Annotated in this window: 26 protein-coding genes and 1 tRNA gene; 17 read left to right on the top strand and 10 right to left on the bottom strand. The window is 75.1% G+C overall.

The window, feature by feature from the left end; translation table 11 throughout:
- Positions 1–24 precede the first annotated feature (24 nt).
- The 3 genes from AC0GKK_RS06325 (at position 25) to AC0GKK_RS06315 (ending at position 3,073) form a co-directional block, all read left to right on the top strand.
- Positions 25–1,071, top strand: coding sequence for an XdhC family protein (locus AC0GKK_RS06325; RefSeq protein ID WP_476654252.1), 1,047 nt, complete (start codon positions 25–27; stop codon positions 1,069–1,071).
- A gap of 89 nt (positions 1,072–1,160) precedes the next feature.
- Entirely contained in the window at positions 1,161–1,778 is a 618-nt protein-coding gene (locus AC0GKK_RS06320; protein WP_062404469.1) for a YdcF family protein, read from the top strand.
- A complete protein-coding gene (locus AC0GKK_RS06315) occupies positions 1,775–3,073 on the top strand; it encodes a deoxyguanosinetriphosphate triphosphohydrolase (RefSeq protein ID WP_482637018.1) in 1,299 nt (432 codons plus the stop codon). The genes AC0GKK_RS06320 and AC0GKK_RS06315 overlap by 4 nt, the downstream gene beginning before the upstream one ends.
- A 67-nt stretch (positions 3,074–3,140) precedes the next feature.
- Here AC0GKK_RS06315 and AC0GKK_RS06310 read toward each other — a convergent pair whose 3' ends face one another.
- The 3 genes from AC0GKK_RS06310 to AC0GKK_RS06300 form a co-directional block, all read right to left on the bottom strand.
- A complete protein-coding gene (locus AC0GKK_RS06310) occupies positions 3,141–3,923 on the bottom strand; it encodes an HNH endonuclease family protein (protein WP_489883376.1) in 783 nt (260 codons plus the stop codon).
- Between the two features lie 268 nt (positions 3,924–4,191).
- Entirely contained in the window at positions 4,192–4,638 is a 447-nt protein-coding gene (locus AC0GKK_RS06305) for an Hsp20/alpha crystallin family protein (RefSeq protein WP_489883375.1), read from the bottom strand.
- Positions 4,639–4,749: 111 nt separating this feature from the next.
- Positions 4,750–5,133: a helix-turn-helix domain-containing protein gene (locus tag AC0GKK_RS06300; RefSeq protein ID WP_489883374.1), complete on the bottom strand. Its 384-nt coding sequence runs from the start codon at positions 5,131–5,133 to the stop codon at positions 4,750–4,752.
- Positions 5,134–5,277: 144 nt separating this feature from the next.
- Here AC0GKK_RS06300 and AC0GKK_RS06295 point away from each other — a divergent pair, with 144 nt between their 5' ends.
- From AC0GKK_RS06295 to AC0GKK_RS06275, 5 genes are all read left to right on the top strand, one after another.
- Positions 5,278–5,661: an STAS domain-containing protein gene (locus tag AC0GKK_RS06295; protein ID WP_482637021.1), complete on the top strand. Its 384-nt coding sequence runs from the start codon at positions 5,278–5,280 to the stop codon at positions 5,659–5,661.
- A gap of 69 nt (positions 5,662–5,730) precedes the next feature.
- Entirely contained in the window at positions 5,731–6,714 is a 984-nt protein-coding gene (locus AC0GKK_RS06290; RefSeq protein WP_489883373.1) for a DMT family transporter, read from the top strand.
- 10 nt (positions 6,715–6,724) lie between these two features.
- A complete protein-coding gene (dnaG, locus tag AC0GKK_RS06285) occupies positions 6,725–8,593 on the top strand; it encodes a DNA primase (RefSeq protein WP_405418342.1) in 1,869 nt (622 codons plus the stop codon).
- Positions 8,590–9,102 (top strand): hypothetical protein, encoded by a 513-nt coding sequence (locus tag AC0GKK_RS06280; protein WP_251784632.1) that lies wholly within the window; start codon positions 8,590–8,592, stop codon positions 9,100–9,102. The genes dnaG and AC0GKK_RS06280 overlap by 4 nt, the downstream gene beginning before the upstream one ends.
- Positions 9,099–9,872: a trans-aconitate 2-methyltransferase gene (locus AC0GKK_RS06275; protein WP_251784631.1), complete on the top strand. Its 774-nt coding sequence runs from the start codon at positions 9,099–9,101 to the stop codon at positions 9,870–9,872. The genes AC0GKK_RS06280 and AC0GKK_RS06275 overlap by 4 nt, the downstream gene beginning before the upstream one ends.
- 48 nt (positions 9,873–9,920) lie before the next feature.
- On the opposite strand, the gene AC0GKK_RS06270 is transcribed toward AC0GKK_RS06275, so the two are convergent.
- Positions 9,921–10,118, bottom strand: a complete 198-nt coding sequence (locus AC0GKK_RS06270) for a hypothetical protein (protein WP_226365781.1) — start codon at positions 10,116–10,118, stop codon at positions 9,921–9,923.
- A gap of 174 nt (positions 10,119–10,292) precedes the next feature.
- On the opposite strand from AC0GKK_RS06270, the gene AC0GKK_RS06265 reads away from it, so the two are divergent.
- A tRNA-Asn gene (locus AC0GKK_RS06265) sits at positions 10,293–10,364 on the top strand.
- Between the two features lie 198 nt (positions 10,365–10,562).
- On the opposite strand, the gene AC0GKK_RS06260 is transcribed toward AC0GKK_RS06265, so the two are convergent.
- Entirely contained in the window at positions 10,563–11,204 is a 642-nt protein-coding gene (locus AC0GKK_RS06260; RefSeq protein ID WP_489883372.1) for a class I SAM-dependent methyltransferase, read from the bottom strand.
- A gap of 486 nt (positions 11,205–11,690) precedes the next feature.
- On the opposite strand from AC0GKK_RS06260, the gene AC0GKK_RS06255 reads away from it, so the two are divergent.
- Complete coding sequence (locus AC0GKK_RS06255) at positions 11,691–12,068, top strand: hypothetical protein (protein ID WP_476654270.1); 378 nt, start codon at positions 11,691–11,693, stop codon at positions 12,066–12,068.
- A 230-nt stretch (positions 12,069–12,298) separates the two neighbouring features.
- On the opposite strand, the gene AC0GKK_RS06250 is transcribed toward AC0GKK_RS06255, so the two are convergent.
- Positions 12,299–12,907: a TetR/AcrR family transcriptional regulator gene (locus AC0GKK_RS06250; protein ID WP_405421892.1), complete on the bottom strand. Its 609-nt coding sequence runs from the start codon at positions 12,905–12,907 to the stop codon at positions 12,299–12,301.
- Between the two features lie 77 nt (positions 12,908–12,984).
- Here AC0GKK_RS06250 and AC0GKK_RS06245 point away from each other — a divergent pair, with 77 nt between their 5' ends.
- Complete coding sequence (locus tag AC0GKK_RS06245) at positions 12,985–14,196, top strand: cytochrome P450 family protein (protein WP_489883371.1); 1,212 nt, start codon at positions 12,985–12,987, stop codon at positions 14,194–14,196.
- A 12-nt stretch (positions 14,197–14,208) separates the two neighbouring features.
- Here the strand turns inward: AC0GKK_RS06245 and AC0GKK_RS06240 are convergent, their stop codons facing one another.
- A complete protein-coding gene (locus tag AC0GKK_RS06240) occupies positions 14,209–15,051 on the bottom strand; it encodes a helix-turn-helix transcriptional regulator (RefSeq protein WP_489883370.1) in 843 nt (280 codons plus the stop codon).
- 101 nt (positions 15,052–15,152) lie between these two features.
- Between AC0GKK_RS06240 and AC0GKK_RS06235 the strand changes: the two genes are divergently transcribed.
- From AC0GKK_RS06235 to AC0GKK_RS06210, 6 genes are all read left to right on the top strand, one after another.
- On the top strand, positions 15,153–15,911 hold the full coding sequence (locus tag AC0GKK_RS06235) for an SDR family oxidoreductase (protein WP_346105247.1): 759 nt from the start codon (positions 15,153–15,155) through the stop codon (positions 15,909–15,911).
- 44 nt (positions 15,912–15,955) lie between these two features.
- Complete coding sequence (locus AC0GKK_RS06230) at positions 15,956–16,162, top strand: tautomerase family protein (protein WP_489883369.1); 207 nt, start codon at positions 15,956–15,958, stop codon at positions 16,160–16,162.
- Positions 16,163–16,265: 103 nt separating this feature from the next.
- On the top strand, positions 16,266–17,522 hold the full coding sequence (locus AC0GKK_RS06225; protein ID WP_405418297.1) for an alpha-hydroxy-acid oxidizing protein: 1,257 nt from the start codon (positions 16,266–16,268) through the stop codon (positions 17,520–17,522).
- A gap of 61 nt (positions 17,523–17,583) precedes the next feature.
- A complete protein-coding gene (locus tag AC0GKK_RS06220; protein ID WP_489883368.1) occupies positions 17,584–17,991 on the top strand; it encodes a DoxX family protein in 408 nt (135 codons plus the stop codon).
- A gap of 42 nt (positions 17,992–18,033) precedes the next feature.
- A complete protein-coding gene (locus AC0GKK_RS06215; protein ID WP_489883367.1) occupies positions 18,034–18,405 on the top strand; it encodes a hypothetical protein in 372 nt (123 codons plus the stop codon).
- Positions 18,406–18,551: 146 nt separating this feature from the next.
- Entirely contained in the window at positions 18,552–18,755 is a 204-nt protein-coding gene (locus AC0GKK_RS06210) for a cold-shock protein (RefSeq protein WP_020624259.1), read from the top strand.
- Positions 18,756–18,822: 67 nt separating this feature from the next.
- Here the strand turns inward: AC0GKK_RS06210 and AC0GKK_RS06205 are convergent, their stop codons facing one another.
- The 3 genes from AC0GKK_RS06205 to AC0GKK_RS06195 form a co-directional block, all read right to left on the bottom strand.
- A complete protein-coding gene (locus AC0GKK_RS06205; RefSeq protein ID WP_346105240.1) occupies positions 18,823–19,470 on the bottom strand; it encodes a TetR/AcrR family transcriptional regulator in 648 nt (215 codons plus the stop codon).
- Positions 19,471–19,630: 160 nt separating this feature from the next.
- Entirely contained in the window at positions 19,631–21,247 is a 1,617-nt protein-coding gene (locus tag AC0GKK_RS06200; RefSeq protein ID WP_489883366.1) for an alpha/beta hydrolase, read from the bottom strand.
- On the bottom strand, positions 21,244–21,603 hold the full coding sequence (locus AC0GKK_RS06195; protein ID WP_405418292.1) for a hypothetical protein: 360 nt from the start codon (positions 21,601–21,603) through the stop codon (positions 21,244–21,246). Before AC0GKK_RS06195 ends, AC0GKK_RS06200 begins: the two co-directional genes overlap by 4 nt.
- Positions 21,604–21,615 lie beyond the last annotated feature (12 nt).

The following is a 21,615-nucleotide window of genomic DNA, read 5'->3' as shown; positions in this document are numbered from 1 at the left end:
GGCCCCGTCGCTACCCTGGCGACCGTGAGCACCTCGGCGACTTCCTCCGCGGCACGGCCACCGGCCGACCCCCGTCGTGACCTGGGCGCGGCCCTGCGCCGCTGGGCGGTGACCGGCGGCCCGGGGATCGGCGTCGTCCGGGTGCTCGACCGGCACGGGTTCGGCTCCGTCGAGTCCGGCCAGCTGGTCGCGGGCACCACCGACGGCGAGGTCGGCGGCCTGCTCTACCTCGGCGCCCTCGACGACTCCGCGCACCCGCTCGCCGCCGAGGCGGCGTCCGGGACGGCCACGGTGCGCGAGGCGCACGTCGGGGAGTCCTCCGCGGTCGCGGCCGGGCTCGCCTGCGCCGGCGGGGCGACGCTGCTCGCCCACCCGCTGCCCGCCGCTCCCGCCGCCGCGCTGGGGGAGGCGCTGGAGGCCGGTCGGCCCGCCGCGCTGCTGTCGGTCGTGGACACCGGCGCGGCCCTCGTGCTCACCGGGCCCGGCCTGGAGGAGTCGACCGGTGACCTCGGCGGGGTCACCGCCGCGGCGGCCGAGCAGGCCCGCGCCCTGCTGCGCCGCGGGGCCACGGCCACCGAGCGGCTCGACGTCGACGGCACCGCGGTCCTGGTCGACCTGCTGGTGCCGGTCCCGTCGGTGCTGGTCGTCGGGGAGGGTGCGCTCGGGGCCGCCCTGCACGCCCAGGCGGGCCTGCTCGGCTGGAGCGCCCGCACCGTCACCACCGTCGACGACGCGCGCGCCGCGGTCGCCGCCTTCACCGAGGCCGACGTGCTGGTGCTGCTCGACCACGACCCGGCCTTCGACGCGGCCCTGCTCGACGGCCTCGCCCACGGCCGCGGGTTCCTCGGGGCGCTCGGGTCGCGGCGCACCCAGGCCGCGCGCCGCGAGCGGCTGCTCGCCGCCGGGGTCACCGAGGACGCCCTGGCCGCGGTCCACGGGCCGGTCGGTCTCGACCTCGGTGCCCGCACCCCGGCCGAGACCGCGGTGTCGATCGTCGCCCAGGTCGTGGCGCTGCGCGCCGGGCGCTCGGCGTCGGCGCTCGCCTCCTCCGCCGGTCGGATCGGCGGATGACCGGCACGTCGTCGCGGCGCGGGCTCGGCGGCGCACCGCCGGAGCCCGGTCCGGACCGGCGCACCGTGCGCCGCCCGGTGCGGACCGGCATGACCTGGGGCGCGCGGCTGCTCGTCGGCGGGCTGGTCATGCTCGTCGCGGTGGTCGGGGTGACCGCGCTGCGGGTCTGGCAGGTCGCCCGGGTGGACGACCAGCGCCCCAGTGACGCGGTCGTCGTGCTCGGCGCCGCCCAGTACAACGGCGAGCCCAGCGCGGTGCTGGCCAACCGTCTCAAGCACGCCGAACAGCTGTGGCGCGACGGCGTGGCCCCGCGGATCGTCACCGTCGGCGGCGGGCGGACGGGGGACCGCTACACCGAGGCCGAGGCCAGCCGGGACTGGCTGATCGAGCAGGGCGTGCCGTCCTCGGCGGTCGAGGCCGTGCCCGAGGGCGCGGACACGCTCGGCAGCCTGCAGGCGGTCGCGGCGACCGCGCGGCAGCAGGGCTGGTCCTCGGCGCTGCTGGTGTCCGACCCGTGGCACAGCCTGCGGGCCCGCACCATGGCCCGCGACGCCGGGCTGAAGGCCTACACCTCCCCGACCCGCAGCGGCCCGATCGTGCAGACCCGTGAGACGCAGCTGCGCTACATCTACCGCGAGACCGGTGCCCTGTTGTTCTACGAGCTGACGCACGCCTCGGTCGACACCGCGAGCAGCGGTCTGGGATGAGCGTCCAGCACGCCCCGGCCGATCCGGGTTACACCGCCGCCGACGCCGAGCGCCGCCACCCCGAGGCCCCGAAGGGGTCCGGGCTGGGGGAGCGCGGCCGCGTCGAGCGGCGCAGCCCCTACTCCCGGGACCGGGCCCGGGTGCTGCACTGCGCGGCGCTGCGCCGGCTCGCGGGCAAGACCCAGGTGGTCGGGCCGGGGGAGGGCGCCGAGGTCAGTGGCATCCCGCGGACCCGGCTGACGCACTCGCTGGAGGTCGCCCAGATCGGCCGCGGCGTCGCCGAGGAGCTGGGGCTCGACCCGGACGTCGTCGACGCCGCCGGGCTCGCCCACGACATCGGCCACCCGCCGTTCGGGCACAACGGCGAGCGGGCGCTCGACGTCGCGGGTGCGGAGTGCGGCGGGTTCGAGGGCAACGCCCAGACCCTGCGCATCCTGACCCGCCTGGAGCCGAAGGCCCGCTCCGGCGACGGTCTCGTCCCCGGTGGGCTCAACCTGACCCGGGCGACGCTGGACGCCGCCACCAAGTACCCGTGGGCGCGCCGCGGCGCGGAGCGCAAGTTCGGCGCCTACGCCGACGACCTGCCCGCCCTGGAGTGGCTGCGCGCCGGGGCCCGGCCGGGGGTGCGGAGCATGGAGGCCCAGGTCATGGACTGGGCCGACGACGTGGCCTACTCGGTGCACGACGTCGAGGACGCGGTGCACGCCGGCCGCATGGACCTGGCCGTGCTGTCCTCGCCCGCCGAGCGCGCGGCGCTCGCGGTGGAGGCGTCGCTGCGCTTCGGCGAGGACGAGGGCGCCTGCGCCGAGGCCGCCGCCCGGCTCGACGCGCTGCCGGTGGTCCGCGCGGTCCGCGGGTTCGACGCCGCCACCGCCGCGGGCGACGACCTGGTCGCGATGAAGCGGATGACCTCCGAGCTGGTGGGCCGGTTCGCGCTGGCCGCCACCGACGCGACCCTGGACACCTACGGCGACGCACCGCTGGCCCGGCACCGCGCCGACCTGGTGGTCCCGGTCGTCGCGGCGGCGGAGGTCGTGGTGCTCAAGGCGCTGGCCACCCGCTACGTGATGAGCGACCCGCGGCGGCTGGAGATGCAGTCCCGCCAGCGCGACCTGCTGCACGACCTCGTCGCGGCGTTGTGCGCCCGGGGGCCCGACGCCCTGGACCCGGCCCGCGCGGAGGACTGGGCGGCCGCCCCCGACGACCGGGCGCGGCTGCGCGTCGTGATCGACCAGGTCGCGACGCTGACCGACCCGCAGGCGCACGCCTGGCACCGCACGCTCTGCCGGCCCTGAGACCACACCGGCCCCGGGACGCCGACGGCCCCGCCGTCCGGTCGGACGGCGGGGCCGTCGGCAGAGGTCAGCGCAGGGTGATCGCGGGCTTCGCCGCGTCGGCCTCGCTGGTCACGGCGCGGGTCGGACAGGTCCCGAGGACCCTGTCGATCGCGTCGCGCTCGGCGCCGGTCACCCACAGCTTGTACTTCTTCTTCACCGCGACCTGCCGCGCGACGTAGGCGCAGCGGTAGCGGCTGTCCGGCGGGAGCCAGGTCGCGGCGTCGCCGTCGCTCTTGCGGCCGTTGGTCGGGCCGTCGACCGCGATCAGGTTCAGCGGGTCGTTCCCGATCTTCTCCCGGGTGGCCGCGTCGAGCTGCTGGGCGCCCTTCTGCCAGGCGTCGGACAGCGCGACGACGTGGTCGATCTGCACCTTCTCGCTGGTGCCCTGGCCGCGGGTGAACGCGATGGTGGTGCCGGTGTAGGGGTCACGCAGCGACCCGGTGAGCACGACGCAGTTGTGCGTGCCGGCCTTGAACGTCTCGCGGTCCATGTCCCGGGCGAGGACCTGGTTGCGCTGGTCGCAGCCGTCGCGGTCGATGTCGGCCCAGGTGCGCCCGAACTGTTCGCGGTTGTAGCCGGTCTTCGGCGCCCGGCCCTTCACCGCCAGCGTCCTCAGCGTCGTCGACGCGCTGCCCGCGGCCGCGCCCTCCACGGTGCCGGGTGTCGCCGGCGCCGCGACACCGACGTCGACGACGCCGGTGTCGAGTGCCGCGTCCAGCACGTCCACGAACGACCCGGGGGATCCGCACCCGGCCATCACCAGCATCGTCGCGAGCAACCCGGCGACCCGCACACCTCGAACACGCACACCGGAGATGTTCGCGAATGCGAACGCCGGAACCACGTCAACACGCCGCGTGTTCGTCACTCAGGGTGAAGAGACTTGCCAGGAAGGGGCCGGTCCGTGCACAGGGTCGGGCCGTCGGTGGGTCCGTGATCACGCTCACCGACCTGCGGTCCACCACTGCCGGGGTGGAACCCGAGCACGCCCGGGCTACGCGTGCTCGTCGCGACGGCGTCGCCGGCCGACCGGCCCGCCGCCGGGCCCGGCACGCGGCCGGGCCCGGCGGCGGAGGTCAGGCGTTGATCGCCGGCCGGTCGGAGTCGTGCCCGGACTGCACGGCGATCGTCCGCGGCTTGGCCGCCTCGGCGACGGGGATGCGGATGCGCAGCACCCCGGCGTCGTACGACGCGTGGATGGCGGACGTGTCGAGGTTGTCGCCGAGGAGCAGCTGACGGGCGAACACGCCGTAGGCACGCTCGGAGGCGACCCACTCGACCTGGTCGGTGGTCCCGGTGTGGGTGGGCCGGCGTTCCGCCTTGACCGTCAGGGTGCTGCGCTCGACGGAGAGCTCGACGGCGTCCGGGTCGATGCCGGGCAGGTCGAACTCCACGACGAACTCGTCACCGTGACGCCAGGCGTCCATCGGCATCGCCGCCGGGCGCGACCAGGTGCCGCCGGACTCGAACGCCTGCGCGGCGAGCCGGTCCAGGGCCCGGAACGGGTCGGTACGCAGCAGCATCGTGAACCACTCCCTTCCAGCCGTGCCGGTTCGCGACCGGTCGGCTGACTCCTCGTCGTCCTTCGTCGGGTCGGTACTCCGGAGAGGAGCTCCGGATATCTCCATTTATAGCTAGAGATTTTCTGTTGTCAAGGGGTTCGGGCGGGCGTCGGCGCCGAGCTCGGTCTGCAGCTGCGCGAGCTCCGTGCGCAGGCGCTCGATCTCGCGGTGCGCGGCGCCGAGGCGGTCCTCGCTGTCGGCGAGCTCCCCGCGCAGCCGGTCGATCCACGACGCCGACCCCAGCGGGTGCCCCTCGTCCAGCAGGGTGCGCAGGCGGGCGGCCTGCTCCAGCTGGTTGCGCGAGTAGCGGCGGTGCCCGCCCGCGGAGCGGTGCGGATTCACCACGCCCGAGCTGTCCAGGCTGCGCAGGAAGGCGGGCTCGACCTCCAGCAGGTGCGCGGCCTGGCCCATCGCGACGGTCGGGTAGTCGGGGTCGTCGAGTCGGTCCAGTGCCATGGTCGGTCCTCCCTCGCGGTCCGCGGCGCACTCCCGGGCGCCCGGGCCGGTCATCCGTCGATCCCGAGTCTAGCCACTCGGTGGCGAAAATATGACCCGTGCGCTAGAGATATGAGAGAGACGACGATCCGGGAGGAGAGCGTGATGAACGAGAGCAGGGTCCGCACCGACCGTCCCCGGGAGGACGTCCTCCGCGTCCGTGTGGAGGGCGAGTTGGACGCGGCGGCGGGCGCGTCACTGTTGCGTCAGGTCGACGCGCACCTCGCCGTCGCCGGCGCCGGGTGGGCGCCGGTGCGGCACGTCCTCGTCGACCTGGGTACCGGGGTCACCGCGCGCGGGTCGCGGGCGCTGCACCACCTGCGGTACGTGGCGCGGAACCGTGGCCTGGACGTCCGGCTGATCGGCGCCGCACGCGTCGCGCCGCGCATGGTGCCGGGCGCCCGGGCGGTCCTGCACGGGATGCGCAACCACCCGGACCTGGCCTCGGCACTCGCCGAGCTGGAGCCGCCGGCCGTCGTCGCGGCCTGACCGGACCTCCGGTGAGGCTCCCGCCACCCCGGCTTGCCCCGATCGTTAGCACTGCGATGGAGTGAGGGCGTGACCTCCTCGCGTTGGCTCGTCCCGGTGCTGGCCGTGCTCTTCGTCCCGCTGTGGGCGTCCGGCTTCATCGCGGGCAAGATCGCGACCGGGTCGACCGACGTGCCCGCGGTCCTGCTCTGGCGGTTCGTGATCGCGCTGGTCGTGATGCTCGCCGCGGTCGCGGTACTGCGACCGGGCCTGCCGCGCGGCCGGGCCTGGCTGCACCTCGCGGTCACCGCGTTGCTGCTGCAGGTCGGGCAGTTCACCTTCGTCTACAGCGGGCTCGCCTCGGGCGTCCCCGCCGGGCTCTCGAGCCTCATCCTCGGGATGGCGCCGCTGCTGGTCGGGCTGCTCACCCCGTTGCTGCTGTCCACCCGTCTGGGCGTCGGACCGGTGCTGGGCCTGCTGATCGGCGCCACCGGCGTCTACGTCGTGCTGGCCGACGACCTCGGCGCCGGTCTCGGCGGCAACCTCGTCTTCCCGGTGCTGGGCATGCTGTCGCTGGCGGCAGGCACGCTCTACCAGAAGCGGTTCAACGACAGCACGCCCGTGGTGACCAGCGTCGTGGTCCAGATGGCGACCTCGCTGGTCGCGACCCTGGCCGCCTGGCCGTTCCTCGGTGCGGACTGGCTGCCCCGCGCGCCGTCGGGCTGGGCGGCCGTGGCCTTCCTGGGAGTCGTGAACTCGGCGGGCGCCTTCGTGCTGATGTTCGTGCTGCTGCGACGCCGCTCGACGGTGTTCGTGTCGTCGCTGCTCAACCTGGTCCCGGCGACGACGGCGCTGGTCGCCGTGCCCGTGCTCGGCGAGCCGCTCACCGTGCAGGCGCTGCTGGGCCTGGGCATCGCCCTGGTCGGCATGTTCGTCGGGCTGGGCCGGGTGCCCGGCCTGCGCGGCCGCCGGGTGGTCGCCGACGCGGCCGTCGCCGCCCCGTCCGGTCGGCCCGACGGACACACCGTCGCACCGGCGGCGGGCGGACCGGGGCGCCTGGCCACAGGCGCCTAGACTGGCCCGCGTGGCAGGACGGATCCGGGACGCCGACATCACCGAGGTCCGCAACCGCACGCGGGTCGAGGAGATCGTCGAGGAGTACGTGGCCCTCCGCCGCGCCGGGGCGGGCTCGCTGAAGGGCCTGTGCCCGTTCCACGACGAGAAGTCCCCGTCGTTCACCGTCCGCCCCTCGCACGGCACGTTCCACTGCTTCGGCTGCGGCGAGCACGGCAGCGTCATCGACTTCGTCATGAAGATGGAGGTCATCGGGTTCCCCGAGGCCGTCGAGCGGCTCGCCGAGCGGTGCGGGGTCCGGCTGACCTACGAGGGCGGCGGGTCCTCGGTGCAGCGCGACCGCGGCACCCGCAGCCGCCTGCTGGAGATCAACAAGAAGGCCCAGGCGTTCTACGCGGAGCAGCTGGCCACCCCCGCCGGACGCGCGGGGATGCAGTTCCTCGCCGACCGCGGCTTCGACGCCGCCGCCGCCGAGAAGTTCGGCTGCGGCTACGCCCCGGCCGGCTGGGACACCGTCACCAAGCACCTGCTGTCCCAGGGGTTCGCGCTCGACGAGCTGATCAAGGCCGGCATCTCCAAGGAGGGCAGGCGCGGCGCGATCGACCGGTTCCACCGGCGTCTGCTGTGGCCGATCCGCGACCTGGGCGGCGACGTCGTCGGCTTCGGCGCGCGCCGGCTGTTCGACGACGACGGCATCGAGGCCAAGTACCTCAACACCTCCGAGACGCCGGTCTACCGCAAGACCCACGTGCTGTTCGGCCTCGACCAGGCCAAGCGGGAGATCGCGAAGACCCGGCAGGTGGTCGTCGTCGAGGGCTACACCGACGTCATGGCGATGCACCTGGCCGGGGTGACCACGGCGGTCGCGTCCTGTGGGACGGCGTTCGGCACCGAGCACGTCTCGGTCATCCGCCGGCTGATCGGCGACGACTCCTTCGACCGCGGGGAGGTCATCTACACCTTCGACGGCGACGCGGCCGGGCAGAGCGCCGCGATGAAGGCGTTCGAGGGCGACCAGAACTTCGCCGCGCAGACCTTCGTCGCCGTCGCCCCGGACGGCCAGGACCCCTGCGACCTGCGCAACAACCACGGCGATGCCGCCGTGAAGGACCTCGTCGCCCGGCGCGAGCCGCTGTTCGAGTTCGCCATCCGCACCGAGCTGCGCAGCCACGACCTCGCCAGCGCCGAGGGCCGGGTCGCGGCGCTGCAGCGGACCGTCCCCCTGGTCGCGCAGATCAAGCGGGAGGACCTGCGCGACGAGTACGCGCGGCGGCTGGCCGGCTGGGTCGGCTGGGACGACATCGCCGTCGTCGTGCGACGGGTGCGCGAGAGCGCCGGGGTGCCGCCCGAGGGGGGCCGCTCCCGGCGTCGCGCCCCGCTGCCCGCCCCGAGACGTGACGACACCCAGCTGCACCTGCAGCGCGAGGCGCTCAAGGCGGCCCTGCAGATCCCCGGCGTCGTCGGGCCCGGCTTCGACGAGCTGCCCGAGGCCGGGTTCACCCACCCGCAGCTGGCCGCGGTGCACCGGGCGATCATGGCCGCGGGCGGGGTGTGCGCCGGGCTGGACGGGTCGGACTGGCTCGACGCCGTCGTCGCCGAGGGTGCGGGCGACGACGTGAAGCGCCTGGTCAGCGAGCTGGCCGTGGAGAACCTGGAGCTCCCCAAGCGCAACACCGACGAGGTCCGCTACGTCAACGGCGTCCTCGCCGGGGTTCGGCTCGGCCTGGTCGAGCGCGAGATCGCCGACCTCAAGTCGCAGCTGCAGCGCACCAACGCCGAGACCGACCACGACGAGTACATGGACCTGTTCGGCGTGCTCGTCCCGCTGGAGCAGTACAAGATCCAGCTGCGCGAGCAGGCGTCCGGGGTCGCGTCGTGACGGGCTTCTGGGCGCGGCTGCTCGGCCGCGAGCCGGTGCCCGACGCGGTCGCCGACGCCCTCGCCGACTCCGAGGCCGTCGTCGCCACCGCGCAGGCCCCGGACGGGATGCTCGTGGTCACCTCGTGGGGGATCTGGCCGCCCGGTGGGGAGCGGCTGGGCTGGCACGAGATCGCGAAGGCCACCTGGGACAAGGTCAGCCTGGTCGTGACGCCGACCTCGGCCGAGCAGATCGCCCCCGGCACCGAGCTGCTCGCCGACGGGCGCCCGCTGCGGTTCCGCCTCGTCGAACCGGGGAAGGTGCCGCAGGCCGTGCAGGAGCGGGTCACCCAGTCCATCCGCACCCGCAACCGCCGTGAGCTGCCCGGGGGAGGGGTCTGGGTGCTGCAGCGCCGGGTCCCCGGCCGCGACGGGCTGGTGCTGCAGGTCCGGCCCGACCCGGGCACCGATCCGGTCGCCGCCCGGAGGCTGGCGGAGGGCATCGCCGCACGACTCCCGGAGGAACCGTGACCACGACCAGCTGGGACCCGGAGCTCTACCGCGCCTTCGACGACCACCGCTCGCGCCCGTTCCTGGACCTGCTGGCCCGGGTCGGGGAGCCCGACCCCGCGCTGACCCGGGTCGTCGACGCCGGCTGCGGCCCCGGCCACCTGACCGGGCTGCTCGCCCGGCGGTGGCCGACGGCGACGGTCGAGGCGTTCGACTCCTCCCCGGACATGGTCGCCGCGGCCCGCGCCGCCGGCGTCGACGCCACGCAGGTCGACGTGCGCGACTGGACCCCGCCCCGCGACACCGGGGTGCTCGTGACCAACGCGGTGCTGCAGTGGGTGCCGGAGCACCCCGACGTGCTGCGCCGCTGGGTGGCCTCGCTCGCGCCCGGCGCGTGGATCGCGGTGCAGGTCCCCGGCAACTTCGACGCCCCGTCCCACGTGCTGACCCGCGAGGTCGCGACGCTCCCGCAGTGGCGGGACCGGATTCTGCTCCGCGGCACCGAGACCGTGCTCGACCCGCTCGGCTACGCCGACATCCTGGCCGCCGCGGGCGCCGACGTCGACGCCTGGGAGACGACGTACCTGCAGCGGCTCGACGGCGACGACGCGGTCCTGCGCTGGATCTCCGGCACCGCCCTGCGCCCGGTCCGCGACGCCCTCGACGACGACGCCTACGACGCGTTCGTCCGCGAGCTCGCGCCCCGGCTGCGGGCGGCCTACCCGCCTAGCGCCGACGGCGGCACCTGGTTCCCGTTCCGCCGCGTCTTCGCGGTGGCCCGCACACGCTGACCCGCCCGTCCCGTGACCCGGGGACGGGTCACGGGACGGGGCGAGCCCTCAGCGCCCGGTGTTCTGGCCGCCGCGCACCTTGTCGAGCGCACCCTCGACACCCGCCCGCGCGACGCCCGCGGCGCCCTGCACCGCGGGGTGGTCCGCCGCCCGGTGATAGGCGCGGACGAGCTGTTCGTAGCGCTCGTGACCGGCTCTGGTGCCGAGGACGTACCCGACGGCGACACCCACGAGGAACTTGACCATTCCCCTCACCTCCGACCGCGACCGTACCCGGACCGCGGCCGCTGTCCGACCGCCACCCGGATGGGGCTCCGACCTGCGGGAACGGCGGCCGAACGGGGGGTTGCGAGACGGCTGTCGGGGGTGTTGTAGAGTTCTTCTCGTCGCCGGGAACACCACCTGGAACGGTATGAACGGTCCTCCGTAGCTCAATGGCAGAGCACCCGACTGTTAATCGGGCGGTTATTGGTTCGAGTCCAATCGGAGGAGCATTTCCCCGAGGTCACACCGTGACCCGGGGTCGTGACTCACGATCGACCCCCAGGAGACCCACACCGATGGGTTCCGGGGGTCGACGTCGTTCCGGCGACCTCCAGGCCCCTCGCCCCGGTCGTGGCCAGGTGAACCCACGTCTGCCCACACGGCCGCGGTGGATCGGACGCGAGAGCGGTCGGAGCCGAGCTGCGATCAGGCGCGGGTGTGCGCGAAGATCATGGCCCCCGGGACGTCCTCATCCGGTCGGATGACGAGGTGGGCGTCGATGGTGAACCCCGCGTCCCGCAGCCCGGCTGCCACCGTGCTCGGCCGGCGGTGGTGGTTCTCGATGGAGACCGGTCGGCCCGTGTAGCCCTCGGACGTGTGTCGTGTCTCGTCGCCGACGTGGAAGCCGACGAGCAGCGGTGCTCGGGGGCGCAGCACTCGGTGGAACTGTCCGAACACCCCGGGCAGGGCGTGGTCGGGCACGTGGACGATCGACCAGAACGCCACGAGGCCGGCGACCGAGTCGTCGGCGAGGTCGAGGTCGGTCATCGTCCCCACCTCGAAGCGGAGCCCGGGGTGGTCGCGGCGTGCGATCGCGATCAGCTCGGGTGACAGGTCGATGCCGAATGCGTCCACTCCGGCGTCCTGGAGGTGGCGGGTGACGTAGCCGGGGCCGCAGCCGACGTCGGCGACCGGGCCGCCACCGGCCCTGTGCACCGACTCGGCGAACAACCCGAGGCCCGCGCGCAGGTAGGGATTGTCGTCGAGCAGGCCACGGACCTTCTCGGCATATCCGGCGGCGTCGGTGTCGTACGACGAGCGGGTATCGGACAGCCAGGTGTCGGACATGGGCGACACGGTAGGCCGCTCACGAGCAGTTGTGGCGTCGTGCTGCGGACGGGAGGGCAGGAGAGGGAGTGCACCGAGACCGTCACGCGCCGGGAACCGTCGGATCTGGACGGGATCCCGGCGGACAGGGTCGTCCGCCTCGACCGTGAGATCGTCGCCGACGGTATGTGGAGCGCCGCTCGGGAACGGTTCGCCGAGGCCGGTCCGGGGACGACGCTCCGGGTGAGCGAGAACGAGTACCGGTTCAGCAGCCTGTCCATGCGACTGGCGGCGCCACTCCTGCGCGGCGTCTTCCGCCGGCAGTCACGACTGCACATGCAGGACGTCGCGGCATTCGCCGAGCGGGGGGCCGACGTCCGCGAAGCGGAGGGCCGACCGCCGCGCGCGCGCGAGGGTGCACGGGCCCGCCGGGGCGGTGTAACGCGGTACCGCGGCGATCCGACATCGGGACCGCAACCACCCACACCGGACGTGGAGGACCCCGCGATGTCGACGCTCGTGCTCAAGCTCGCCCAGGCGATCGGGATCGTCGTGCTCGCCGTCCTCGTCGTCGGCACGGTGATCGGCGTCCTGCAGTGGGTCGTGGTCGCCGCCGGTCTGGTCGCGCTGCCGGTGGCGGGCATCTGGTTGTACTCCCGCCTGTCCGGCCGTCCGACGGCGCGCCCCGCGCGGCGGTCGGCCCCGCGGCCCACCCGCGCCGACCGTGCGGTCACGGCCCGCCGGGCCGAGTTGGAGGGCCGGGCGGTCTACGACGCGGTGGGCCGCTGCGGGTGGTGCGGCTCGGGGACACGGCACCAGGACCGGTACGGGTTCCCGGCCACGCCCCTCGCGTTCCACCGCGGCGAGATCGACGCGATGCTGTAGCCGTCCCAGCCCACGTCGCGCGCCCGGAGCCGCGCCTCGTGCGGGTGCATCCGCTGCTCCTCCGGGGACAGTGCCAGGCTGAGGATCCGGGTCGGACGGATCCGGATGATCGCCCTCGACGCCGTCGGCTGCCCCGCCGAGTCCGGCGGCTCGGTCAGCGCCTCGCCTCGTCCGCGGACCTCGACGAACCGCACCCGCCACGGGTCGGTCGAGCTGGAGTCGGATCGAGGTCAAGCCGCCCGCGCCCGGGCGACGGCGGCACGCGCGTCGGCCACGGGGACCCCGAGGGTCAGCAGGTGCCCGAGGGCGACGTCGGCCTCGTCGCCGTCCCACCGCCCGTCCTGTGCGGCGTGCTGGTAGGCCATCGACCCCGCCTGCAGCACCTCGGCCAGCACCGGGGCCGTGACGTGCCGGGAGAACACACCGGCCCGCTGCCCGTTCTCCAGCAGCCGGATCATGATCGTGTGGAACGGCGCCATCGCGGCGCGGATCTCGTCGTCGGCGGTCCGGCGGGCCAGCGCGATGACCGGGCCGTAGCGGCGCGACGTGCTCCAGGTACGCAGGAGGGTGGCCGCGAGCTCCCCGGCCGGGTCGGACGTGTCGGGGTCGACCTCGCCGACCTGCTCGACGAAGTCCGCCGACGCCGCCCGGACGAGCGCGACGACGAGGTCGTGACGGCTGGGGAAGTGGCCGTAGACGGTGCGTCGCACGACGCCGGCGCGGCTCGCGACCTCGTCGAGCGAGGCGTCCGGGTCCTCGCGCAGCACGGCCTGTGCCGCGTCGAGGATCGACCGCCGGTTGCGCTCCCTGGCCGAGAGGCGCCCCTCCATCCCATTCATCACGCGTGCAATTTTGCACGAGACGTGCAATCGTGACCAGGGAGCCCGGTGGACGAGGACAGGACGAGGAGCCGACGATGACGATCGACCACGACACCCGGCCGGTGGTGCTGGACCAGGACTTCTTCGACGATCCCGATGCGCTCTACCGGGAGCTGCGCGACGCGCGCCCCGTCGCCCGTGCGACCGGCCCGAACGGGCTGACGTTCTGGATGATCACCCGCTACGACGACGCCCGCGCCGCGCTGAACGACCCGCGGCTGCGGAAGGACTCCCGGCGGCTGCCCGAGGTGCTGCAGCGGCACGGCGCGACCTCGTTCCGCCAGTTCGCCGACTCGCTCGTCGGGCACATGCTCAACGCCGACCCACCGGACCACACCCGGCTGCGCAAGCTGGTCGGGCGGGCGTTCACCGTCCGCGCGATCGCCCGGCTGCGGCCGCGGATCGAGCAGATCGCCACCGAGCTCGCCGACGCCGCCGAGCAGGCGGGTCCCGAGCTGGACCTGCTGGACCACTTCGCGTTCCCGCTGCCGATGACGGTCATCTCCGAGATCCTCGGCGTCCCGGGGGAGCGGCGCGAGGACTTCCGGCACTGGTCGAACCTGCTGCTCTCCAGCGGCCCCGACGAGGAGCGCGCCGCGGCCGCCGCGTCGATGGCGCAGTTCCTGTCCGAGCTCGTCGCCGACAAGTCCGCCCACCCCGGCGACGACATGCTGTCCGAGATCGTCCGCGCCTCGGAGGACGGCGACTCGCTCAGCTCCGCCGAGGTCACCGCGATGGCGTTCCTGCTGCTGGTCGCCGGGCACGAGACCACGGTCAACCTCATCGGCAACGGCATGCTGGCGCTGCTGCGCGACCCCGACCGGCACGCCCGGCTGCGCGCCGACCCCGACCGGGTGCCGCAGGCGGTCGAGGAGTTCCTGCGCTACGACGGGCCGGTCAACCTCGCCACGATCCGCTTCACCGACGAGCCCGTCGAGTACTCCGGCGTGACGATCCCGGCCGGCGAGGTCGTGCTGGTCTCGCTGATCGGGGCCAACCGCGACCCCGGGCGCTTCCCGGACCCGCAGCGGTTCGACCCCGATCGCGACACCTCCGGGCACCTCGCGTTCGGCTACGGCATCCACCACTGCCTCGGCGCCCCGCTGGCCCGCCTCGAGGCCGACGTCGCGTTCCGGACACTGCTCGCGCGGTTCCCGGACATGGCGCTCGCCGACGCCCCCGGGCAGTACCGGGAGAGCACGCTGATCCACGCGCTCACGGCGCTCCCGGTGCGCCTGAACGCCTGACCGGTACCCGGGTCAGCCCGCGCTGAACTGCTCGCTGCCGATCACCCGGAGCAGCTCCAGGCGTCGTTCGGTCTCGCTGCGCGGCGCCGCGGTGAGCACGAGCAGCGCCTGGGACCGGTCCTCGGTGAACAGCGCCTGGCAGTCCACCTCCAGCTCGCCGAGCTCCGGGTGCAGCAGCGTCTTGTGGTCGGCGAACCGGCGCCCGACCTCGTGCAGCTCCCACAGGGCGGCGAACTCGGGGCTGCGCTCCGACAGCACCCCCACCAGCTCCCCGGCCCGCGACCGGGGCCCGAGCATCGCCAGTGCCGCCCGCAGCGTCGCGACCTGCGCGCGGCTCTGGCGCGGCCGGTCGTCGGGCGGGTACATGCGCCGGGCGTCCGGGTCGGTGAACCAGCGGAAGACCTCGCTGCGGGCGAGCCCGGTGTGGTGGGTGTGGTCGCCGAACAGCGCCCGGGCCATGTCGTTCTGCACGAGCGTCTCGCCGAGCACGGTCAGGATCAGGGCCGGGCTGTCGTGCAGCCGGTCCAGCACCCGCAGCAGTGCCGGGGCCACGTGCTCGGACACCGGGCCCGACGCCGGCGCGTTGCGGCCCGCGCACCGGAACAGGTAGTCGCGCTCCTCGCCGCCCAGCCGCAGCGCCCGGGCCAGCGACGCCAGCATCTGCTCACTCGGCTGCGGGCCGCGCTGCTGCTCCAGCCGCGTGTAGTAGTCGGTCGACATGACCGCGAGCGCCGCGACCTCCTCGCGGCGCAGCCCCGCCGTGCGCCGGCGCGGCCCGTCGGGGAGCCCGACGTCGCCGGGGCGGAGGCCGGCGCGGTGCCGGCGCAGGAAGTCGGCCAGGGCTGCTCGGTCCACGGCGTCGAGTATCCGTGGGCACCGGCCGGGCAACCAGGGACCGGCGATCCCCCGATGACCGGTCTCTGCCGTCCCGTCCGCCGCGCGGCGACGGTGGGGACATGCAGATCACCGGACGCACCGTCTTCATCCCCGGCTCGACGAGCGGCATCGGACTCGCCCTGGCCCTGGCGCTGCACGAGCGCGGCAACACCGTGGTCCTCGGCGGCCGGCGGCGCGACCTGCTCGACGAGCTCGTCGCCGCCCACCCCGGCCTCGACGCCGTCGAGATCGACACGGCCGACCCGGCGAGCGTCACGACGGCCGTCACCGAGGTCCTCGACCGGCACCCCGACCTCGACGTGCTCGTCGCGATGGCCGGGATCATGCGGGTCGAGGACTGGCACGGCCCCGAGGGCTTCCTCGCCTCGGCCGAGCAGGTCGTCACCACCAACCTGCTCGGCCCGATCCGGCTGATCGGCGCGCTCGTGGAGCACCTGCGGGGACGGCCGGTCGCGTCGGTGGTCACCGTGTCGTCCGGTCTGGCCTTCGTACCGCTCGCCGCGACGCCCAGCTACAACGCCACCAAGGCCGCGGTGCACATGCTCACCGAGTCGCTGCGCCTGCAGCTCGCCGACACCACCGTCGAGCTCGTCGAGATCGTGCCGCCGTCCGTGGCGACCGAGCTGCTCCCCGGCCAGCGGGACAGCCCGATCGCGATGCCGCTCGACGACTTCGTCGCCGAGGTCCTCGCACTGCTCGAGGCCGGAGCGCCGGGCGGGGAGGTCCTCGTCGAGCGGGTGCTTCCGCTGCGCCGCGCCGAGGCCCGCGGCGAGTACGCCGACGTCGTCGCCCGGCTCAACGCCGCCGACCCGCACTGACCACCACACCGCACCCGACCGTGCACCCGGAACAGGAGACACCCGTGCCGTTCGCCAACCTCGAGGTCCCCGCGGGCCTGCTCGACGCCGACGCCGAGCGCGAGCTCGTCGAGCAGGTCACCGACCTCTACGCCGCCGTCTTCGGCGACGAGGTCCGCGCCAACACCATGGTCCTCGTCGACGAGGTCGCCGACGGCGGCTGGGGCATCCGCGGGCAGGTCCTGACCCTCGCCGACCTGCGGGGACGGTGACCGTCCGGCCCGCCGCCCACCCCGGACGCGGCCCGGTCCCGCGTCCGTCCGGGGTGGGCGGCCCGGCCCGTAGGCTGACCGCGCGACGACGGGGGAGGGCGCCATGACGGCACCGGGCCGGGCTCGGCAGGAACGGATCTACCGCGAGGGCGTCGCCGGCGCCCGGCCCCGGGTCCCGACCGGTCCCGACGAGCTGGAGCGCCGCGGGCGGCGGGCCATGAGCCGGCGCGCCGACGCCTACGTCACCGGCGGCGCGGGCGCCGAGACCACGATGCGCGCCAACCGGGCGGCGTTCGCGCGCCGGGAGATCGTGCCGCGGGTGCTGCGCGACGTCGGCGAGCGCGACCTGACCGTCGAGCTGTTCGGTCGCACGCTGCCCGCCCCGCTGCTCCTCGCCCCGATCGGCGCGCTGGACCTGGTCCGGCGCGGCGCCGACCTCGCCGTCGCCCGCGGGGCCGCGGCCGCCGGGGTCCCGATGGTGATCTCCAACCAGGCAGGGACGCCGATGGAGGACATCGCCGCGGTCGGCGGCCCCACCTGGTTCCAGCTGTACTGGTCCACCTCCGACGAGCTCGTCGACAGCTTCCTGCGCCGCGCCGAGGCCTCTGGCTGCGACGCCGTCGTCGTCACCCTCGACACGACGATGCTCGGCTGGCGCCCCCGCGACCTCGACCTGGGCCACCTGCCCTTCGCCCGCGGCATCGGGATCGCCCAGTACACCTCCGACCCGGTGTTCCGCGGCCTGGTGGAACAGACCCTCGCCGCGCCGTCCACCGGTGCGCCGCCGAAGGTCACCCCGCAGGCCGTGCGCACCCTGCTCGAGATCACCCGCAACGCCCCCGGACGGTTCCGGGACAACCTGCGCTCGCCCGTCCCGCGGGCGGCCGTGGAGACCTTCCTGCGGGTCTACTCGCGACCGCGGCTGTCCTGGGAGGACCTGGCGACCCTGCGCTCGCGGACCCGGCTGCCGATCCTGCTCAAGGGGGTCCTGCACCCCGACGACGCCCGCCGCGCCGCCGACGCCGGTGTGGACGGTGTCGTCGTGTCCAACCACGGGGGCCGCCAGATCGACCACGCGGTCGCCTCGCTGGACGCGCTGCCCGGTGTCGTCGACGCCGTCGGTGACGCGCTGCCGGTGCTGCTCGACTCCGGGGTGCGCACCGGCGCCGACGTCGCGACCGCGGTCCGGCTCGGCGCCCGCGCCGTGCTGCTGGGGCGCCCGTTCGTGCACGGACTCGCCCTGGACGGGGCCCGTGGCGTCGCGCAGGTGCTGCAGAACGTCGTCGCCGAGCTCGACCTGGTCTGCGGGCTGGCGGGGGCCACCACCCCGGCCGGGATCGAGCTGCGCGAGCGTCCCTGACGGGTCACCCGGCGGTGCGGTCCGGCGCGCCCGGCCGCCCGGGCCGTGGCACCGTCGGATCATGACGCGCACGACGGCCACCCGTACCCGCCAGGACGTCGCCCGCCTCGCGCTCGGCGCGATGCTGGTGTTCGCCGGGACCTCGCACCTCACCGTCGCCCGCCGCGAGTTCCGCGCCCAGGTCCCGCCGTGGGTCCCGATGGACACCGACGACGTCGTGCTGCTCTCCGGGGCCGCCGAGATCGCGCTCGGCGCCGCGCTGGCCGGCCTCCCGAAGGAGCGCCGCCGGGTCGGCGGCCTGGCCGCGGCGTTCTTCACCGCGATCTTCCCGGGCAACGTCTCGCAGTACCGCAACCGCGTCGACGGGTTCGGCCTCGACACCGACACGAAGCGCGCCGCGCGGCTGGCCGGGCAGCCGCTGCTGGTGGCGTGGGCGCTCTACGCGGGAGGGCTGATCCCGCGCCGGTGAGCCGGTGCCGGTCCGCCGCCGGCCGATTGTCATGATCACCGGATGGACGCGATGGTGCGGATCGGGCTCGTCGAGCTCGCGCTCGGCGCGATGCTGGGCTGGGCGGTGGTCGTGTCGGTGACCCGTCCCGACGCGTGTCGGCGGGTCGGGATCGTGGAACCACGCCGGCTGCTGCAGGCGCACCTCGACTTCGTGCTGATGGGGCTGATCCTGGTCGCCGTCGGGCTGGCCGCGCCGGACCTGCCGGACTGGCTCGTGGCCGTGCTGGTGTTCGGCACCTGGGTCAACCCGGCGCTGTTCCTGCCGATGGCCTGGGGACCGGACGTCGTCCGGCACCCGGTCTTCCGGGTCGTCAGCGGTTTGTCCTTCGTCGCGACCGGCGGCGGGCTGGTGCTGGCCGCGATCCTCGGCTGAGCGCCCCGGGGACCCGGAAAACCGGGCGAACGGGACGCCCGGCGCGACGCGCCGGTACCCGATCGCACGTCGCCTGTAGCACGGCGGGGTCCGGTACGGCTAATGTCCACCCCGTAGGAACCGGCAAGACGCGAGGAGACATCCGGATGCCACAGGGAACCGTCAAGTGGTTCAACGCGGAGAAGGGGTACGGGTTCATCACGCCGGACGGAGGCGGGCAGGACCTGTTCGTCCACTTCAGCGCGATCCAGTCCTCCGGATACCGCAGCCTCGACGAGGGGCAGACCGTGACCTTCGAGGTCACCCAGGGTCAGAAGGGTCCGCAGGCGGACCAGGTCGTTCCCACCTGACCGCCTGATCCGACGCCGACGCCCGGGGTGCTCACGCGAAGCACCCCGGGCGTCGGCGTGTCGGGGGTCAGGACGCCAGGCGGGTCTCCAGCCCGGCGACGACCAGCTCGACGCGGCTCAGCGTCCAGCTGCGCGGCGGGTCGTCGATCCGGTCCCGGAACACCGACCGGATCTGGGCGTCGAACGGCTCGGTCGACTCCAGCACCTGGTCGCGCCGGCGCACGTCCCCGATGCCGGAGGAGTTGGCCGCCAGCCACGGCTGCATTCCCATCTGGATGGCGGTCGAGGCGCCCAGCGCCGCGTCCTCGGCGGTGAAGCCCGCCTCCAGCAGCCGGTCTGTCAGTCGCCGGAACGCCGACATCATCGCGTCGGGGGACTCCGGCAGCCGCACCATCGCGGGGGCGAGTCCCGGGTGCTCGGCCATCACGTCGAACGTCGCCGCCGCGAACGCCAGCATCTGCTCCTGCCACCGGCCCTCGTCGGTCGCGGGGAAGACGTCGTCGGTCACCACGTCGTCCACCAGCGCGGCGACGAGCGCCTCCAGGCTGGGGAAGTGGCGGTAGAACGTGGAGTACTTCACGCCGACCCGGGCGGTCACCGCGCCGACCGTCAGGTCGGAGAAGCCGAGCTCGCGCGCAGCGGCCAGCAGTGTCGCGCGGTCGGTCAGTGGCGGACGGCCGGTGCGCCGTGCCGGTCTGCTCTCGGTCTCGGTCACGCCCGCATGCTACTGCCCGTGCCCACGTCCGGGACAGGCTAGTCGCGGTTCGTCTGACGACTACCTGTGACCTGGCCCATCTCTCGTTCATTGAGCGGTCGTTCGTTCGGCCGGACGGACGTGCGGTGGTCTCGCAAAGCGGATCGCCCATGACGGAGCGTCACGGCGGAACGGGTGCTCCGGCGACGATCCGGCCCAGGGTGCTCAGGCTCGGCGAGCCGGGGTCCCAGTAGCCGCCGTGCGCGGCGGCGAACGCGGACTCGTCGTTCGGGGTGGCCGGGTCGTCCGGGCGCGGGAGCGCCGACCCGGGGGCCGAGCCGAACACCCGTGCCCCGAACGCCGGTGCCGCCGGGTCCGGGCCGTGCAGGAGCCCGGTCGGGGCGAGACCGCGCGAGGTCGCGAAGACCTCGACCCCGGGCACCCGGCCGATCGGGTCGTGCCGCGCGGTCGTCGCCCAGACGTGCCCGGGTGCGGTGCCGAGCTCGGAGGCGTGCCCCGCGCCGGTCCCGGGGCTGCCGACGAACACGACGTCGTCGGCGGCGAGGCCGCCGCCCCGGGCGGCGTTCCCGAGCACCGTCGAGCCGTAGGAGTGCCCGACGACGGTCAGGTGGACCGGTCCGGCGTGCCCGGCCCGCAGGCCGTCCTGGAAGGACCGCAGGTCCCCGGCGGCGGCGCGGGCGGCAGCGGGGTCCGCCGCCGCGAGCAGGTCCGGGGGAGCGTCGTAGCCGGTCCACAGGACCGCGGCGACGGCACCGTCCGGCGCGGCCGCCCGGGCGGCCGCGCGGGTCGCCTCGACCCGGGCCAGGTCGCCGGGCACCGTGCCCCAGCCCGCGGTCGTCCCGGGGACGTGGGTGAGCACGTGCGCAGCGCGTTCCGGGTCGCCGACGGCGAGCACGAGCCGCCCGCCGGTGTCCCCGCGCTCCAGGCGGAGCAGGTACGCGTCGCCGCCGTCCAGGCGTCGACGGGTGGTCTCCAGCCCGGCCGAGGCCCGCCGGGCGCGGTCCGCGCCCGCGGTGTCCCCGGCCCGGTCCAGCAGCGCCGCCCGGGCCCGCAGCCGGGACAGCTCGGCGTCGAGCAGGACCCGGTTCGCCCGGTCCCGGACTGCGACCGGGACGCCGTCCAGCCCGCCGACGAGCCCGGGCCGGGTGTGCAGCAGCTGCTCCCGGTCGGCCCCGGGCAGCCCGGTCCACCAGGACCGCACGGCGCCGGCGTCCGCACCGGCGGGCGGCGCCGCGGCGGGCGCGACCGGGCGGGGCACCGCCGCGGGGGCCGGGCGGAGCGCGTCGAGCGCGGCGGCCGTGGCGTGGTCGGACCGGGTGGCGGCGCCGACGGCGTCGGCCACCGCGGTGGACAGGCGGACCAGGTCCGCCCCGAAGCGGGCGACCGTCGCGGGCAGCCGCCACACACCCGGCGGGTGCGCGGCGGGGCCGGCGCACAGCGTGCCGCGCTCGAGGTCGACGACGAACTGCGGGTGCACCGCCAGCGCGGCGACGACGAGCCGGCGCTGGGCGTCGAGCACCTCACCGGCGTGGGTGCCCAGCACCTGCGCGGCCCGGGACGCGGTGCCCGCGTCGGCACGCAGCCTGCGCACCTGCTCGGCGCGGGCGAGCACGGCCGCGTCGGCGTCGGCCCCGCTCCACGACTCCGGTGCGGAGCGTTCCAGCTCGGCCGCGCGGTCGGACAGGGCGCGGGACACCCCGTCCCAGGTGCCGGCGCGGCGCAGCCACGCGCCGGGGTCGGCGGCCACGAGGTCGCCCAGCGCGGGCCCGGCGCTCACGAGGCGTGCCCGGCGAACGCCACCGCGGCGTCGTCGTCGGCGGCGCGCCAGGCCGCGGCGGCCGCGCGCAGGGCCGACGCCGTCGACGCGGTGTGCCCTGCGTGCTCCCGGACGGCCCGCACCATCGCGTCCTCCCAGGCCGCCGCGGCCGTCCCGGTCGCGAAGCCGGGCACCGGCACGGCGGGGCCGACGAGCGCCGCGTCCCCGGCGAGGCCCTCGGCGACGCGGTCGAGCGCCGTGGCGGCGGCGTCGAGCCCGTCCGGGTCGGAGCGCGCCACCCCGCCCGGCGACGGGTGCGGTCCGGGACGGGCGCGGCCGCTCGTCCACGGCGTCCCCGGTCGGTCTCGGTCGTGCACCGCGGCACCTCC

This window comes from Pseudonocardia sp. P-1 (assembly GCF_058111925.1).
Note: the sequence above shows the minus strand (reverse complement) of the source record. Positions and strands in the feature narration are given on the sequence as shown.